This window comes from bacterium (genome assembly GCA_036382775.1).
Classification (GTDB): domain Bacteria; phylum Hydrothermota; class Tepidihabitantia; order SM23-42; family JAOAFX01; genus DASVHD01.
The window spans coordinates 108064-120453 of the sequence record DASVHD010000021.1; the positions used below are offsets into that span (position 1 = coordinate 108064).

At 49.6% G+C, this 12390-nt stretch carries 10 protein-coding genes; 5 read left to right on the plus strand and 5 right to left on the minus strand.

The window, feature by feature from the left end; all coding sequences use genetic code 11:
- Positions 1-47: 47 nt before the first annotated feature.
- Positions 48-878 carry a YitT family protein gene (locus VF399_03840; protein ID HEX7319473.1) on the plus strand — a complete coding sequence of 277 codons (831 nt, stop codon included), beginning with the start codon at positions 48-50 and terminating at the stop codon, positions 876-878.
- 53 nt (positions 879-931) lie between these two features.
- On the plus strand, positions 932-1621 hold the full coding sequence (radC, locus tag VF399_03845) for a DNA repair protein RadC (protein ID HEX7319474.1): 690 nt from the start codon (positions 932-934) through the stop codon (positions 1619-1621).
- A gap of 66 nt (positions 1622-1687) precedes the next feature.
- On the opposite strand, the gene VF399_03850 is transcribed toward radC, so the two are convergent.
- Both VF399_03850 and pfkA read right to left on the minus strand, forming a co-directional pair.
- Positions 1688-4450 (minus strand): S8 family serine peptidase, encoded by a 2763-nt coding sequence (locus VF399_03850; GenBank protein ID HEX7319475.1) that lies wholly within the window; start codon positions 4448-4450, stop codon positions 1688-1690.
- Between the two features lie 229 nt (positions 4451-4679).
- A complete protein-coding gene (pfkA, locus tag VF399_03855) occupies positions 4680-5648 on the minus strand; it encodes a 6-phosphofructokinase (protein ID HEX7319476.1) in 969 nt (322 codons plus the stop codon).
- A gap of 426 nt (positions 5649-6074) precedes the next feature.
- Between pfkA and VF399_03860 the strand changes: the two genes are divergently transcribed.
- A complete protein-coding gene (locus VF399_03860; GenBank protein ID HEX7319477.1) occupies positions 6075-6347 on the plus strand; it encodes an HU family DNA-binding protein in 273 nt (90 codons plus the stop codon).
- A 251-nt stretch (positions 6348-6598) separates the two neighbouring features.
- Positions 6599-9421 carry a T9SS type A sorting domain-containing protein gene (locus VF399_03865; GenBank protein HEX7319478.1) on the plus strand — a complete coding sequence of 941 codons (2823 nt, stop codon included), beginning with the start codon at positions 6599-6601 and terminating at the stop codon, positions 9419-9421.
- 10 nt (positions 9422-9431) lie between these two features.
- Here VF399_03865 and VF399_03870 read toward each other — a convergent pair whose 3' ends face one another.
- The 3 genes from VF399_03870 to rpmB form a co-directional block, all read right to left on the minus strand.
- Positions 9432-10370: a UbiA family prenyltransferase gene (locus VF399_03870; protein HEX7319479.1), complete on the minus strand. Its 939-nt coding sequence runs from the start codon at positions 10368-10370 to the stop codon at positions 9432-9434.
- Positions 10370-11116 (minus strand): ZIP family metal transporter, encoded by a 747-nt coding sequence (locus VF399_03875; protein ID HEX7319480.1) that lies wholly within the window; start codon positions 11114-11116, stop codon positions 10370-10372. Before VF399_03875 ends, VF399_03870 begins: the two co-directional genes overlap by 1 nt.
- A gap of 141 nt (positions 11117-11257) precedes the next feature.
- Positions 11258-11446 carry a 50S ribosomal protein L28 gene (gene rpmB, locus VF399_03880; protein HEX7319481.1) on the minus strand — a complete coding sequence of 63 codons (189 nt, stop codon included), beginning with the start codon at positions 11444-11446 and terminating at the stop codon, positions 11258-11260.
- A gap of 188 nt (positions 11447-11634) precedes the next feature.
- Between rpmB and VF399_03885 the strand changes: the two genes are divergently transcribed.
- Positions 11635-12309, plus strand: coding sequence for a YggS family pyridoxal phosphate-dependent enzyme (locus VF399_03885; GenBank protein HEX7319482.1), 675 nt, complete (start codon positions 11635-11637; stop codon positions 12307-12309).
- Positions 12310-12390 lie beyond the last annotated feature (81 nt).

A 12390-nucleotide genomic window follows, 5' to 3' on the forward strand; every position in this document is an offset into this window, starting at 1 on the left:
ATACATGCGTCGTGTTATCGTGCAATAAATAACCGCAATAAATTTCAATGCGCTATCTATCTTTAGTATTCGGTACGGTCATCGCGGCACTCGGATACGCGGTGTTCTTGATCCCCCACAACATCGTCCCCGGCGGTATTTCCGGCATCGCGATCGTCATGCACATACTATTAAAGACGCCGGTCGGCATCGTGGTGATCATCCTCAATCTGCCGCTCTTTTTCATCGCCATGAGGATTCTCGGCATTTCATTCGGTGTGAAGTCGATCGTGGTGATCATCGCCATGAACCTGCTCATCGACCTCCTGGTCTATACGACCAGGATACCGACGCCAACGCAGAGCGCGATGCTTGCTTCGCTTTATGGCGGGGTCATGCTCGGAGTCGGTCTGGGTCTGATATTCCGCGGAGGAGCGAACACCGGCGGTTCGGATATCATCGGGCAGATCCTGAACCGCTATACGAACATATCGGTCGGCATGTGGATATTCGTTGTCGATTTCATTGTTATCACGTTCGCCGGTTTTGCCACACACTCGGTGGAAAAAGCGCTCTATGGATACCTGGCGCTCTTCATATCCACCAAGGTCGTCGATCTGATGCTTGAAGGCATGGACTATGCGCGGGCCCTGTTCATTATCAGCGATAAGACCGATGCCGTCGTCAAGGCGATCTATGAACAGACCGGCCGCGGTCTTACGGTACTGGACGGTTTTTCTCCTTATACCAAGGGTAAAAAGCCGGTCATTTTCTGCGTTATCACAAAACGCGAATCCGAGCGGTTCAAGACGGTCGTGAAGAATGTCGACCAGGAGGCGTTCGTGATCCTGACCAATGTGTTCGAGGTCCTGGGTAAAGGATTCAGAACGAGGGTGTAGGGACAAAGGACTGACATGCCGTCTTGTCACAAAGATCGATTTATGTATAATGTATGCCGATCATGAGGATAAAGGACTGGCCCGAGGCCGACCGGCCCCGGGAAAAACTATACGAACAAGGGACTTACGGTCTGACCGACGCCGAACTGCTCGCGATCCTCATCGGCAAGGGCACCAGGAACATCACCGCGCTTGATATTGCCCGGAGGCTGCTGAATGAATACGGCACGCTAAAGAATCTCGGCGAAAGGCCGGTAGTCGAACTGGAAAAGCTGAAGATCCCCGGTCTGGGCCGGGCGAAAATAGTGACGATAATCGCGGGCCTGGAACTGGGGAAGCGGTCATTGTCCAGGAAAGGGGAGAAGGAAGTTCTCTTCAACAAACCCCATGATGTATTTGATTATTACGCGCCGTACATTTCAGGCCTGAAGCACGAGCTCTTCAAGGTCGCGGCCGTGAACGGCAAGAACAAACTGCTTAAGGACACGACAATATCCAAAGGTATTCTTGACACGAGCATAACGCATCCCCGCGAGGTGTTCAAGTTCGCTTTGGCAGAAAGCGCGAGCGGTCTTTTCCTGATCCATAACCATCCGAGCGGCATCATGAAGCCGTCGGATGATGACCTGCGAATAACCGAGCGGCTGCGCAGCGCCGGTGAGATCATGGGCATGAGGATCATCGACCATATCATTGTTTCCGACTCGGGATTCTACTCATTCGCCGAGCACAACCTGCTTTGATATATTGGTTTATGTAAAAAAGCCCCGGTAAAATAAACCGGGGCTTTTTATTTATAGCTTACAGCTTTAATGCGTTAAGACCAGTTTCTGCGTGCTTGATCCCTCTTCGGTCTCCACGCGCACGAAGTAGACGCCGTCCGCGACTTTCATGTTGGTCGCGTCGCGGCGGTTCCACCGGATATTCTGTGAACCGGCATTGAGGTTGATGCGGTTGACGATCCTTCCGGCAACGTCGAAGATCTTCAGATCAGCCACGGAACGCGGATTGACCTGAAATACCACATCGGCTGCAGCCGGGTTCGGAGCGATCGCCAGCAGAACCTGCGACCGGCCCGGATCTTTGACCTGCTCTTCGACCTCCAGGGCCGGTACATAGAATCCCTTGACCTTCACGATTTCGTTCTCATGGGGAGTGCCAGCCGTGATCTCGGGGATCGTGATCCAGTAATTGCCGTCCCTTGGATCAAACTCGATACCACGGGGGTTCCAGCCGGGATTCAACAGAAAGCGTCGGCCTGTGAGGGTTGGCGGTTCGGTGTTGGCATACTCTACCACGCCCACGCTGTCCAGGGCAGTACCACCTGAATTGAACCAGGTCTGGACCTGGACAAAAGTGTTGCCGAGGCTGTCATAAGCGATGCACCGGTTGTTGTAATTTGCAAAGATCGGCGCGTCGTATGAATTTACATTGCCCAGGGTATCACCGATGAAGAAATACCCCAGCGCGCCCAACGCGACCCTGCGGTCTATATACCACATTGTATTGGTCGGACAAAGAGCCAGACCTACCGGGTAGTCTGGACACGGGCTCGTGAACTGTCTGAGAACCGCTCCGGTCGTCTTGTTTATCTTATATACCTGTTTTAGATACCATCCCGTAACGTAGAGTCTATCATCGTATCGCGAATACGTGATATCACTGCAGCAGGTATCCGGTTGCGTGATCGTACCATATGATGTTACGAAACTATCGGATGAGAAAACGAAGATCTGCCGGCCGTATCCATCGCAGACATAAAGCCGGTCGCCGACCCTGTCATAGGCCGCGCCATAAATGAACCGTTCGGTGTTCGACACTGGCGTCAGTTTCGGGCCCCAGATTATCTGCCCCGGCGCCGTACCGACCATCAGCGAGAAGCCACGCACCCAGGTAGTTTCGGCCGCGGCCAGGACGAGCGAGAAATTCACCACGGTGCCCGGCGGCGTAGCCGCTGCCACCGTGACATCAAAGGGATCAGAGGCATTGTTCGCGCTGTCGCCGCTGTTGACCGCGCCATAGGTGTACAGCGAATCCGTGATTGTGATATAGGACGAAGCGGTCCGCAGCGTGCTCTGAACGCTGGTTGCGGGCTGGCTTCCCGTGTTCCTTATATAACACACGATGCCGGCATATTCACCGGGATCCAGCTTGCCATTGGCGTTATTGTCGTTCACGACCTGGTTGCGGCTGAGGATCAGGTTGGGCCGGTTGCTCGTCGGCACAGCTTGCAGGGAGCGCCACAGGTTAATCCGGCCCCAGCCGTAGTCGTAGTTGGGGTAAGTATAACCGGATGGCTGGTCGCAGTTTTGATAGAACAGGTCGTATAGGTCCTGGACCGTCAGGTTCATATTCTTTTGCAGGAGCACGGCTGTTCCACCAGTCACATGCGGCGAAGCCATCGAGGTTCCGCTCATGGCTCCATAGCCGCCGGTGTTCAAGCTGGAACGAACGTTTTCGCCAGGCGCTGAAACATCTGGTTTTAGCAGGTTCCAGGTCGAATAATACCAATAGGTGGGATTGTTAATAGGATCGATGTCTGGCGCTGGACCGCGTGATGAAAAGTTCGATACGGCGTCACCGCTATTGGTGGAACCGACGCCGATAGTCAGTGGATAACTGCCCGGCGCGCCGACCGTACCAGAGCCCGGTCCGGAGTTGCCGTTGGAGAAGACCGGCAGTACACCAAGCGCTTTCCAGTTCAGGACTTTCGTCCAGAAGTACAGTTCAGAACCATTGGAATTGCCCCAGGAATTACCGATCACCCGGATATCGATACCACCGGCCTTTAGGTTGGCGAGGTACTGCATGCAGGTGTCAATTGCCGCATTAGTCCCGGATCCACCGGCATCAAATGCCTTGGTCGGGATAAACTGGGCGCCATAAGCGACACCCACATCATCGGTGAACGTGCCATAGCCGTCACCGCCGCAGATCGTGCCCATTGTATGTGTGCCGTGCCCATGGTCATCATACGGCGTACCCTGGAAAGCTACGCCATCTACCCAGTAAGGTGATAACCATTTACCGGTCAACGCAGCATGGGTTGTTAGCACGCCAGTATCAATATGCCCAACGATTACGCCGGTCCCATCATAACCAGCAAGCCAGCACGAATCCGCGCAGATCTTCGCGATGTTCCATTCGGCAACGCGGGAATTGAGGGTTTCCTCGCCCGGGATAAAATCAAGCTTAACAACGGCGTTGCTGCAAATGAACCAAACGTCATCGCGCCGCGCCAATTCCTGGACCACATCTTTTGTCGCTTTCACGTGAAAACCGTTGAAGATCCAGAATTGTCCGCCCATTTCCGCTTTGTTCGCGGGCAATGACCGGATATAGGCAACGATGTCTTTCTGCGAGTTGTCCGCGACCTGCTTGAATACCCCGCATTTTTCCTGAGGGTTCATGCCCTCAAGGTTTGCGTAAGGGTATTCCGTGTCCATGTTGACGATGACCACGATTTTTTCGTTCAGTTGCGCGTTTTCCAATACCGGGAGCAGGTCTGGCGTAAGCTTGCCTGGAACCGGTGGCAGAACAGCCAGTATAGCGATAAACACTAATGCATGCATTATGCCTCCTTTTTTACGGTTATGTTTTTAAGCATTTTCTTGTCAATAATACAGATACCATTAAGCCCGAATCACCTATCTCCCTGTCATTTTCCGATTATTTATTAAAACCCACCTCCTTCTAATAATAGACTTAATTCTAAGTTAATGCTCAACAATATAAAACTTATAGATAATTATATGTACAATATTTCATTTGTCAATGTACGCGATGAAGTCTAGTCCAATTTCAACCGGAGAGGATCTTGATCACCCGGTATATCCTGGTATCGACTGACTTTTTCTTTGTATAGGTATTTCTGAAGGGGGTGAACTGGATCTTCCCTTTGATCTCACCGACCAAACAGCCGAACTTGCGGCGGCGGACAGCGAGCACGGCCTCGTAGCCAAGCTTGGACGCCAGGATGCGGTCGTTGGCCGTGGGCGAGCCGCCCCGCTGGATATAGCCCAGGACCGCGACCCGCGAATCCTCGCCGGTCCTGCGTTTTACTTTTCGGGCGATCTCAAGAGCATTACCCGCCTCGTCGCCTTCCGATACAATGATAATGTTCGAGCGCTTACCTTTTTTAATATTATTTTTAATAGTATCCGCAATCTCCTTGATATCAGTTGGAGTTTCCGGGATCAGCACATCCTCGGCGCCGCCGGCAAGCGCCGTGGCCAGGCTGATAAAACCGGAATACCGACCCATTACTTCAATAAAGAACACGCGCTCCAGGGACGAGGCAGTGTCCCGTATCCGGTCGACCGCTTCCATCGCGCTGTTGATCGCCGTGTCAAAACCGATCGTGAGATCCGTGCCGTAAAGATCGTTATCTATGGTGCCGGGCAGCCCGATCATGTTCGCCTTGTGCTTTTTTGAAAATTCGTCGGCACCCCGCATCGTACCATCGCCGCCAATGACGATGACCGCCTCAATGCCGTTCCTGATCATGATGGCGCGGGCTTTTTTCATGCCGCTCGCTTTTAAAAATTCGTCGGACCGGGCCGTACCGATGATGATCCCTCCGCGCTGGATGATATTGGCAACGGATCCGCGGTCCAGGGGGATGAGGTCGTTGTTGATCAATCCCTGGTAGCCGTGCCTGATACCGACGACCGGGATCCTCAGGTAATGCGCAGTCCTGACGACGGCACGCAGGGCCGCATTCATGCCCGGCGCGTCGCCGCCGCTGGTCAAGACCCCGATCTTCATGATGAGATTATAACCATATCTGGTACCGTGTCAATGCGCTCAGGGCGGACTCCTCTTCACTTTTCCCTCCCCCTTGATGGGGGAGGATTGAGGTGGGGGTGACTACAATCAACACATGTTCTTTTTTAATTTCACCCTCCCCTTTGTCCCCTCCCATCGAGGGAGAGGTTTATTTAGAGAAAAAAGTGGAGAGGAATCAAGCCGCCCGATCGACCGCGCAGCGAACGCTAAAGCGGGTGTTTATTCATAGTGCGAAACTTTTTAATAAAGCACTACGGAATGACAAAGTGGCATTTTTATGGTTATAGGTCTGTCCTGCATCCGCGGACGCGACCCCCTGTGGAAAGCGGTAAATACGCATTTCAGGGCTTGACAAAGTTCAAATCGTGAGTATAATATCATAATGAAAGAGGAAGGAGGTGAAAAAACATGACAAGAGCAGACCTGGTTGATGCCATTGCCAAGAAGGCAAAGGTAACCAAGAAGGCTGCCGGCATCGCTCTCAGTACGTTCATCGACGCGATTACGGGAGCACTCAAGAAAGGCCAAAAGACCACGCTGGTAGGATTCGGCACGTTCTCAGTAGCCAAGCGGAAAGCAAGAACCGCGAAGAACCCGCAGACTGGTGCGCTGATCAAAGTACCGGCAAAGAGGGTTCCTAAGTTCAAGGCAGGCAGGGAACTGAAAAAAGCGGTGAGATAAGCCTTTAATGAGTATTTAATTTGCCGCAGTAATAATATTCACTATTATTATAAAAAAAGGGGATGGTCATCCATCCCCTTTTTCATCAGTGACCAAGGTGTAGTGGCAGAGCCCGCTTTGCTATGTATCATTCTGAGACAGATAAACGACCGTGAGACACATCTGTTGCTTTAAGCTATGAGATTACGCATGATTATTGTATTGTATCAGGCACAGTTTATGCATATAATATGGTATATCCGGAGGTAATAATGAAAAAGAGAAGCATTTGTTTATTGACATTCACAATCTGTTCCCTCTTATATAGCGGGACTGATGACCATGTATCTAAGCGAAACGCAATTGCGTCGTTCAGGCAGGACGAATTCATACTTGATACGTCGGTGACTACTATCCCGGGGTATGGAAATCAGTTAACGCCAGTCGTAGCGTCAGACGGCACCAACTTCCTACTGGTCTGGGCAGAGTTCCGGAATTTAAAACTTCAGATTTTCGGCGCGCGCATGGATCAAAACGGCGTTCTGCTCGATACTCTTGCCATTCCGATCGCGACCAAGGCCGAGACCCAATACGCGCCGGCCGTCGTGTTCGGCGGTTCCTACTATTTCGTGGTCTGGAAAGGATTTTATCAGTATTTTGATGAATCATTCGGGTATAGTTACCATTATATGATTTATGGTACCCGTGTAAGTCTTGACGGAATAATCATGGATACTACGGCAATTCAAATAACTCCATTTGAGTCTCCTTTTTGGTGGGGTCAAAGTAACCGTCCCCAGGTTGCATTTGACGGTATTAATTATTTTGTTGTATGGATAGGAGATCATTCCATAATATATGGTGCCAGAGTTGATCAAAGTGGCAATGTACTTGATTATCCTTTTCCAGTGTCTACAGTTAATAATCAATTTTATGATGCTGAATTAGATGTAGCGTTCGGTGGTCAGTATTATAATGTTGTCTGGGAAAGGAGGTTTCAATGGAATGGATGGAATAATGATAGCTCAACAATATACTGCGCAAGGGTGACGACGAATGGTTCATTGGTAGATACCAATGCCATTGTAGTTGCTCATGGTAAACAGACAACTCGTAATCCGATGATCGCATCTAGCGGTCAGGACTTCCTAGTTGTTTGGGAAGAAAAGGTTTCAGAAGTAGATACAACAAACACAAATATATATGGTGTGAGAGTGACGCAATCCGGCGTTGTACTTGATACAACCGGAATACCGATCTGCACTGCGCGCAATCTCCAGCGAACACCGGCTATAGATTTTGATGGTATGAATTATTTCGTTGTATGGAAGGATAACAGAAATTCTTTCGGACTTAACAGGGGTGACATATATGGAGCGCGGGTATCCCCGTCTGGTATTGTTCTGGATACAATTGCTTTGGGGATAGCAATTGAGACCACTACAGCAGCGTGCAATATTGATTGTTATCCAGCAGTGGTATTTGGCGGGGGATATCATTTGGTCACGTGGCAGCACGGAACACCAGGAAAACCTGTTTGCTACGATATTAACGCTATACGTGTTTCGCCGGCAGGTGCAATAATTGATACCTCTAGTTTTTCAGTATTGACCCAGGTCCCCGGGCATCAATACTCTTCGGTAAGCGCTTTTGACGGCACCAATTACCTGGTCGCTTGGAACGATTACCATTATGGGTATATGGATACATTCGCATGGTGGTCCAGTTCTGATTATTCAGATATTTATGGCATGAGAGTGAGTGGGACTGGAGTTGTCCTGGATAATGCTGCGATCAAGATTGCATCAGGTCCCAGTGAGGAGGTTAATCCAAGCATGGGATTTGATGGAGTTAATTACCTGGTCGCATGGGAAGATGACAGCGTTGCTCAATATTATTATGAGCCAGGGATGATCAAAGGTTCTCGTATATCTCCTGGCGGCGCAGTTTTGGATTCGGGAGGTTTTGCTATTACCGAACCCAATGGATATCGGATGCCTGTTATAGGTTTCGATGGCGCGAATTATCTTATTGTTTATTTTAACTATAATGGAAGTAGTCTGTTGGGCAAGCGGATTACCCCTACAGGAATTGTTATTGACACCCAGAATATTGAGATTGCATTTAACCAGGATTGTGAAGTATTGGGTGACCGACCGCATATTGCTTTTGATGGTACTAACTATCTTATCGTATGGACATGGCAATTATATTATGACTGGCCAACTATATATGGAATACGTTTTTCTCCGTCTGGCGTTGTTGTTGATACTACACCAATAGTGATCTCACATATCCACCGTATGCGGTGGTGGCCTGCAATCGCATATGATGGTGTCAACTACTTAGTTGTCTGGGAGGATTGGCGAAACCAATATGGATTTAACAACCATTGTGATATCTATGGTGCGAGGGTAGACGTCACAGGAATAGTTCTGGATACCGGTGGCATTCCTATATCAACATCTTATTTTGACCAGGAATGCCCGAATATCGGCTTTGACGGCACCAACTACGTGGTCGTGTGGCAGGACCTGAGGGATACCATGTCGTATAACATCTACGGCGCCAAGGTGAGCCCGGCAGGGAACGTCATCAACACTTACCAGGTCGTTGCCGAACCCTACGACCAGATCGAACCGACGATCACCCGCGGCAACAATGACCAGATGCTGATAACCTATACGGGCTGGACTTCCATGATCAACAGCCATCGCGCGCATACCATGCGGATCTGGGGTAAGATGTACCCGTTCCCGGGCGTGGAGGAAGGTTCAGGCATGCCGGCAAGCGGCAGAGTTCTGCGTTTGAACGCTTATCCCAATCCTTGCCGGGAGCGGATCGAGATAAAATGGACTATTCCCAGGACCAATGAGCATTTAGCGAATAAAGACGACCGCAAGCTAATGATCTATGACATAACCGGCAGGGTGGTAAAGGATCTATCGCGGCTATTAGCACCTAACAATAACCTTTATCAGACAACCTGGGATATGACCGATGATGTGGGCCGGAGGCTGCCGGCGGGCGTTTATTTTGTCAGGCTGGAAATACCGGGCAAAGAACTGGTGGAAAAAGTCGTATTGATAAAGTAGTTAGTCTATCCTATCCGCTAGTCAGGGTCGGATAGGTCATGTCAAAGCGGATTTTATAATAGACCCTCATGATCCATATAAGGACGACCAGGAATAAGGCATACCATGGACACAGGATCACGGTCATGACCGTGAACAAAACACCGGGTACGCGGAAAGACGCGATCGTCATGTTCCGGCTGACCTCTTGCTTAACGAAGTAATATACCGCGGCATAAATAAACAATGGAAAGGATAATGCGGCTGGTATCAGGCAGACAAAATCCCTGCGCAGGATCGATACGCAGATCGCGCCAGCCATGAGGATGGTGGATGCTATGTAAGAAGCGCCTTCCTTGAGAAAAACCGCGGTCGTGATGTCGCCTGCATTCTCATCACCCTCCATATCGACTATCGTCGTGTTGATGAACACCGCGCTGATGCTTAAAAAATAAGGACCAAAGAACCAGAACATAGCGGGTTCAAATTGGCGGACGACAAGCCAGCCCACGGCAAAATTAACCATACCATAGCCGATGCCGTTGCTCAACGTATCAAGGATCGGCTTGCCTTTTAATTTAAAAGGCGGTACCGAATAAAGGATCCCCATGACCAGCGAAATAACAATAAAGATAATAAATATGGCATTATATCTGAACGACAGCGCGATCGCGACCGCCCAGATCAGGAACATTTCAATATACGCTCCCATTTTTGTCACGTATCCGCCTGACAAAAGGAATAGTTTTTTGTTTATTGTATCGGTCTCAATATCCATTATCTGGTTTAAGATATAAACGCCACCCATGATGAAAGTGTAAATGAGCAGCGGAACGGATATTTGCCGCGTAAATCCGTTTTTACCGACCGCAAGGTAAACACCGATCAAGAGAAAATCCCAGCATGGGATGAGTATCAGGGGTCTGAGGATAAAAAGATAATCCAGCTGAAAGAGTTTTCTATTTACCATTAATCGAGCATAACCAGCAGGGCCATGATTCCTATGCCCGCAATCATGGAGCAGAATTGCCAGATTGAGGTGGACGCGGGTTCGCAGGTCTGTAGTTCCGGTATCAGATCAGACCCGGCAATATAGATGAACCCGCCGGCAGTGATTGGCACTAAAATAATGGAAAAACCGTGCACGTACGGACCGATAACAAGCGCGATGATCGCGCCGGCGAACGCGGTAAGGCCGGTCAGGAAATTGTACAGGAGCGCTTTTTTTACCGTTATGCCGCCATGGACCAGGACGCCGAAGTCTCCGATCTCCTGGGGTATTTCGTGGAGGAGCACGGCGATCGTGGTGGCGACGCCAAGGGGGATATTAACGCTGTACGTCGCTCCGATAAGCATGCCGTCGATCAGGTTGTGCACGCCGTCGCCGACCAGGTTCATGGTGACCACGGGATGGGGATGATGCTCGGACGTCGGAACATGGCAATGTCGCCAGCGCACGAATTTTTCCAGGATGAAAAATATCAGGATGCCCGTTACGATGAGCAATGATGGGACGAGGTTGGGCTTTAGTTTTTCAAAGGCTTCGGGTATAAGGTGGATGAATGCGTCGCCAAACAGGCCGCCGACCGCGAAGCTCACCAGGAACAAAAGCATGCGGTTCAGGCGTGCTTCGTTAAAGGATAGAAATAATATACCGATCAGTGAAACTATGCTGACCAGTATTACGCTGATCAGCGAATAGAACCAGATGGTCATTGTCTACAAGATTTATTTGTTCGGTTATCAGAATACCAGGTCATCCGGCAGTGGGAATCAGGACATCTGGATATCAGGAGCCTGATGTCCTGATTTACTGATATTCTGCTCTCTGATCTTCTGATATCCCGATATCCAAAGCTATGCCTTAACAACCTTGCCCGCGCTCAAGCAAGAAGTGCAGACGAGGACTTTTTTCGTTTTGCCGTCCACCTTGATCCGCAAGCGCTGCAGATTGACATTGAACCTTCGCTTTGTGACATTGTGAGCATGACTGATCTGTGAACCAACCTGTGCTCCTTTGCCGCATATCGCGCATCGCCTTGCCATGTAAACACTCCTTTCAAAAGTAGGTACTGATTTGGATAGTATCCACATTTTCATGCCAAAGTCAAGATAATAGGTTTTCAAGTTGTTTCATAACTTCCAATCCTCATAACCTCTTAACTTCATTCATTACGATCGGTGTTGACGCTTAACGTATTATTAATATAATTTGTTTCAAGAAAGGATAAAACATGGCGATAACCGATAATCTCAAACAGCTGAAGGCAAAGATCAATAAAGCGGCTGCACGTTCGGGCCGTGACCCCGGCGAGATAACACTGGTCGCCGTGACCAAGACCTTTCCCGCGGAAACGATACTCCAGGCGGTCCAGGCCGGCATCAGGATCATTGGTGAGAATCGCGTTCAGGAAGCAAAAGAAAAATTTACGTGTATCGGTGATCAAGTCGAATGGCATCTGGTCGGGCATTTACAGACAAATAAGGTTAAGGATGCATTGAAGATCTTCTCCATGATCCACAGCATTGATTCTATACATTTAGCGCAGGAGATCGAAAAGCGCGCTGAAAAGCCGGTACGGTGCCTGATCGAGGTCAACACGTCAAAGGAAGATACTAAGTTCGGGATTGAACCCGGTAAGTTATTTGAATTCTATGAATCAGTCAAAAATTTCAAAAAAATCGATATCCAGGGTTTAATGACCATCGGTCCGGGGTGGGCAATAACCGATCCGGAGGCGTCAAGGCCCTGTTTTAAACTGCTGCGCGAACTGCGCGACGAATTGAGTCAGGCGAACGACACTCAACTGTCCGTGCTGTCCATGGGCATGACCTCGGATTATGAAGTTGCGATCGAGGAGGGTTCCACCATGATCCGCGTGGGTACGGCGATTTTCGGCCAAAGATAAAGCAACTGGGGTCAAATCTTCAATCTTCAATCTCAATGCGTATTATATTTAGATATAAAGTTTGTTTGTTAATGGCTCGCT